This is a genomic window from Mesorhizobium sp. M1A.F.Ca.IN.020.03.2.1, from assembly GCF_004023205.1.
In the GTDB taxonomy this organism is placed as follows: domain Bacteria; phylum Pseudomonadota; class Alphaproteobacteria; order Rhizobiales; family Rhizobiaceae; genus Mesorhizobium.
Window position 1 is genome coordinate 1 of the sequence record NZ_RZSV01000338.1, and the last position, 4387, is coordinate 4387.

The 4387-nt window shown below is 64.6% G+C and carries 3 protein-coding genes and 1 pseudogene; 3 read left to right on the top strand and 1 reads right to left on the bottom strand.

Annotation, left to right across the window (positions count from 1 at the left end; all coding sequences use genetic code 11):
- The 3 genes and pseudogenes from prpE to EOA79_RS30025 all read left to right on the top strand — a co-directional run.
- A pseudogene (prpE, locus tag EOA79_RS30015) lies at positions 1-436 on the top strand (propionyl-CoA synthetase); the annotation flags it as partial.
- A gap of 122 nt (positions 437-558) precedes the next feature.
- Positions 559-1638: an acyltransferase gene (locus EOA79_RS30020; protein WP_095824321.1), complete on the top strand. Its 1080-nt coding sequence runs from the start codon at positions 559-561 to the stop codon at positions 1636-1638.
- Positions 1639-1885: 247 nt separating this feature from the next.
- Positions 1886-2602 carry a metallophosphoesterase family protein gene (locus EOA79_RS30025; protein ID WP_164748504.1) on the top strand — a complete coding sequence of 239 codons (717 nt, stop codon included), beginning with the start codon at positions 1886-1888 and terminating at the stop codon, positions 2600-2602.
- A gap of 30 nt (positions 2603-2632) precedes the next feature.
- On the opposite strand, the gene EOA79_RS30030 is transcribed toward EOA79_RS30025, so the two are convergent.
- Positions 2633-4387: polysaccharide biosynthesis tyrosine autokinase (locus EOA79_RS30030; protein ID WP_128293560.1), on the bottom strand; the 1755-nt coding region annotated here is incomplete at its 5' end.

Genomic DNA, 4387 nt, shown 5'->3' on the forward strand with positions numbered 1-4387 from the left:
CGGCTATCTCTACGTCATGGCCCGCACCGACGACATCATCAACGTCGCCGGGCACCGCCTCTCGACGGGCGCGATGGAGGAGGTGCTGGCCGCGCATCCGGACGTCGCCGAATGCGCCGTGATCGGCATCGCCGACGCGATGAAAGGCCAGGTGCCGCTCGGCTTCGTCGTGCTCAACGCCGGTGTGGCGCGCGACACCGGCGCCATCGAAAGCGAGGTGGTGGGCCTGGTGCGCGAGCGGATCGGACCGGTCGCAGCCTTCAAGACGGTGGTGACGATCAAGCGGCTGCCGAAGACGCGCTCCGGCAAGATCCTCCGCGGCACGATGCAGAAGATCGCCGACAAGGAGGAATGGACGATGCCGGCGACCATCGACGATCCCGCGATCCTCGACGAGATCACGGCGGCGCTCAAGGGGCGCGGCATCGGGATCTAGCCGTCTCGCGGGATCGCAACGCGAGGCAGCCTAGCGAATTCATCCTGCGCTGCAATCGACTGTTGTGCAATGCAGCAGCACCCCCTAGAAGTCTGCCCGGGGGGCCGTTCCGAAGGCACGGCATGGCTCAGCACAAGACCACATTCGGCGGCGTCGACATTTTGCGTTTCCTCGCCGCCGTCATGGTGATGTTCTATCACTACGGCTTCTGGGTATGGGCGTTTCCCGACGGCGTGTCGGCGCGCTCGACCGGCGGCATCCCTGCCCATCCCGAAATGGCGTTTGTCGGCTCCGGCTGGGTCGGCGTTCAGGTGTTCTTCGTCATCAGCGGCTTCGTCATCGCATTCAGCGCCGAGAATTCGACGCCGCTGAAGTTCTTCGAAGCCCGTGTCAGACGGCTGGCGCCGGCGGTCTGGGTCTGCGCGCCCATCTCCGCGATCGTGCTGCTGATGGTCGGTCTTTCCTGGCCGACCGATGCCGTGGTGCGACTTGCCCGCACGGCGCTGTTCGTGCCGTTCGAGCCATGGGTCGACAGTGTCTACTGGACGCTCGGCATCGAGATCGCCTTCTACGCCATCGTCTGGACCCTGCTGCGGTTCGGCCGATTCGACCTGATGGAAGCTGTCGCCGTCATCATCGGCCTGGTCAGCACGCTGTTCTGGTGTCTCTATTTCGCCTTCGGTTGGACCGATCTCGCGGAGGCGCGCTGGCTGCAGCTCACCCTGGTGCATCACGGCGCGTTCTTCGCGGTCGGCGTGCTCATCTGGCTGATGCGCTTCAAGGCGGTGACAGCGGCACGGCTCTGCTTCTCGGCGCTGTTTCTCGCCGGCGGAGCGCTGCAGATCGTAAGCTCGGTCGACGTGCACAGCATCAAGGTGGAAGCGGCGATGCCCTATGCGCCGCCGATCATCATCTTCCTGGCCGCGGTGGCGCTGATGGCTTGGTCGCTGCGCCTCAACCTTTCCCGGGGCGGCTGGCGCCGGATCGGGCTGATGACCTATCCGCTCTACCTCATCCACGATGTCGTCGGCGCGGCGCTGCTCGGCGTCCTGATCCGCGCCGGCGTGCCATACCTGGTTTCGATCCCGATCGTCGGCATGGCCATGATCGCGGCAAGCTGGCTGGTGGCGGCCGAGGCCGAGCCGCGCGTCCGCATGCTGCTCGACCGCACGCTTTTCCGTTATCGGCTCAAAGCAGCCTAAAGCGCATCGCGCTGAAACGGAGTCAGCCGACGCTTTTCGGGGTATTGATGCACGTCGTTTTGCCAAGACCGCTGCGCCTTTTTGGCGATGTGCATCGAGCAGCCCGGTGTGGAAATGTTTGCATTCGACATGATATCGAGGCTTGGTCCACGCTCCGTGGCATGACCCTAGTTTGAGTACCGAGCCTCAATCCGTGAGCCTGTTCCAACGATCGAGACGACCCCGGCCCTTGCCGCGCGAACGGCTGATGATGGATATGCGCGACACGGTGGTCTACGCGATCGGCGACGTGCATGGCTGCTACGACGAGCTGAGCACGCTGGAGCAGAAGATCGAGCTCGACGCGCTGCAGTTCCGCGGCCGCAAGATCATCATAATGCTCGGCGACTATGTCGACCGCGGGCCCAATTCGCGGCGCGTGGTCGAGCATCTGATGGCACCGCCGCCAGAAGGTTTCATGCGCGTGTGCCTTGCCGGGAACCACGAAGTGGCGATGCTCGCCTATCTCGACGGCCATCTGTCACTGGAGCCGTGGCTCCGCGTCGGCGGACGGGAAACGCTGTTCTCCTACGGTATCGATCCCGACCGCCTGGCCGATCTCTACGGATCGAGCGAAGAGGTAGACGAGCGTATCCGCGAGGCCATTCCGGCCACCCACGTCGCCTTCATGCGCACGCTGCCGGTGATGATCTGTTCGGAGCGGTTCCTTTTCGTCCATGCCGGCATCCGGCCCGGCATCGCGCTCGAAGCGCAGGACGAGGCCGACCTGCTCAACATACGATCCGAGTTCCTGGCGGCGGCGCACCGCCTCGATCGCTGGGTCGTGCACGGACATACGATCGTGGACGTTCCGACGCTCGACGGGCGCCGGCTCGGCATCGACACCGGCGCCTTCCAGAGCGGCCGGCTGACCGCCCTCAGGATCGTCGGCAAATATGGGCGGCTGCTGTCGACCGGAGAATAACCGCCGCGGCTTTTCGTCGGATGAACTGCTTTAGGCGGCCTGCTTGGCGCGCGATTCCGACTTCTCGAGGTAGTAACTCGAATAGCGGTCGAAGAACTTTTCCGAACCGCCGAGAGAGCCGTATTTCGCCAGCTTCTTCAGCTCGACCTTGTTGAGCACCGCGCCGGTGATCTTTTCGGCGATGTAGGGTTCCGACTCCAGCATCGAGCGCACCATGGCGCGTGGCGTGCGTCCCCACTCGGTGACGAGCACAAAGCCGTCGACCAGCGGCGCGAAGGCCTTGGCGTCGACCACCGGGCCGAGCGGCGGTAGGTCGACGATGATGTATTCGAACGTCTCCTTGGCGTTCTCGATGAAACGCCGCATGCCGGCGGAGCCGAGAAGCTCGCTGGTGTGCGAGAACTGGCCGCGCACCACGGCCGGGATGATCGCCAGCTTGGTCTGGCGGTCGACCTTGCCGACCGACTGCCAGGTCTGTCCATTGACCACCGCTTCCATCAGCCCGTGCTCCGACTCCATGCCGAGGCTGCGGCTGAGGCCCGGATTGCGCAGGTCGCCATCGATCAGCAAAGTCTTGGCGCCGTTGGCGGCGAGCAGACCGGCGAGGTTCGCCGCAACCGTCGACTTGCCTTCGCCGGGCAGGACGGAGATGACGCCGATCACCCGACTGCCCTTGTCTTCCATCACCACGTCGAAAGCGATCTTGGCATTGCGGAGCGTCTCGGCGAACATCGAGGCCGGCGCATCGAGGCTCACCCGCATGCGCGCCCGTTTCTCGGCGGCCGACAGGCTGGTGACCTTGCCGTCGGCCGGCAAGTCGTCCGGCTTCGACTCCTTGGCCTTGCCGCCGCCGATCGTCGGCAGATAGCCGAGGAACTTCAGGCCGACACGGTCGCGAATGTCCTCGCCTGTCCGGAAGAAGCGCTCGTTGAATTCGTTCAGGCCTCCGCAGCCGGCGCCGAGCATGAGGCCAAGCACCAGCGAGAGCGCCAGCACACGCAAGGTGCGCGGAGCCGAGGCGGTGAGAGGCATCGACGCGTCGGAGATGATGCGGACCTTGCCGACCGGGAATGACTGCTGCTGCGACGCTTCCTCGTAACGGCTAAGGAAAGTCTGATAGAGCGTGGTCAGCGCCTGCGCCTGCTGATCGAGCTCCTTCAGCCTGACCTGCGACTGGTTGTCGATCGAGCTCTTGCCTGCCTGGGTGGCGATTTTCTCCCTAAGCGCGGTCTCGCGCGCCTGCGCCACCTGATAGTCGTTTCGGTAGCTTTCGGTGATCTGTTTCAGCTGTCCGAAGATCTGCGCCGAGACGTCGGCCTTCTCCTTGGCCAGCGCAACCGCCTGCGGGTGATCCTTGCCGAAGTTGTTCTCGACGTCCTGCAACCGCTTGGCGATCGCGAGATAGCGGGTTTTCAGCGCGATGATGACCGAGCTGCTCGGCTGATCGGCCGCTATCGCGGAATCGTTGAAGGCGCTTTCGGAGCCGCTGTCGACGATCGCCTTGTACTGCTGGTAGCGGGCGCTGGCGCGGGCTGTATCGGCCTGCGCGACGATGAGCTGGGCGTTCAGGTCGGCGAGTTGCTTGTCGCTGAGCAACTGGCCGTCGCTGTTTGCGGAAAGCCCGTGCTCGGCCCTGAACTTCTCGACCGCCAGCGCAGCTGCCTGCGAGCTTTCGCGCAGTTCGGTCAGCCGGCCTTGCAGCCAAACGGCCGCGCGCTCGGTGGCGTCGAAGCTGGCGTTGAGCTGGTCGGCAAGGTAGGCGTCCGCATAGGCCTTGGTGATGGC

Excerpts from the sequence above, each read along its gene's own strand:
- EOA79_RS30025 (WP_164748504.1), top strand. The coding sequence starts at position 1,886 with ATGATGGATATGCGCGACACGGTGGTCTACGCGATCGGCGACGTGCAT.
- EOA79_RS30020 (WP_095824321.1), top strand. The coding sequence starts at position 559 with ATGGCTCAGCACAAGACCACATTCGGCGGCGTCGACATTTTGCGTTTC.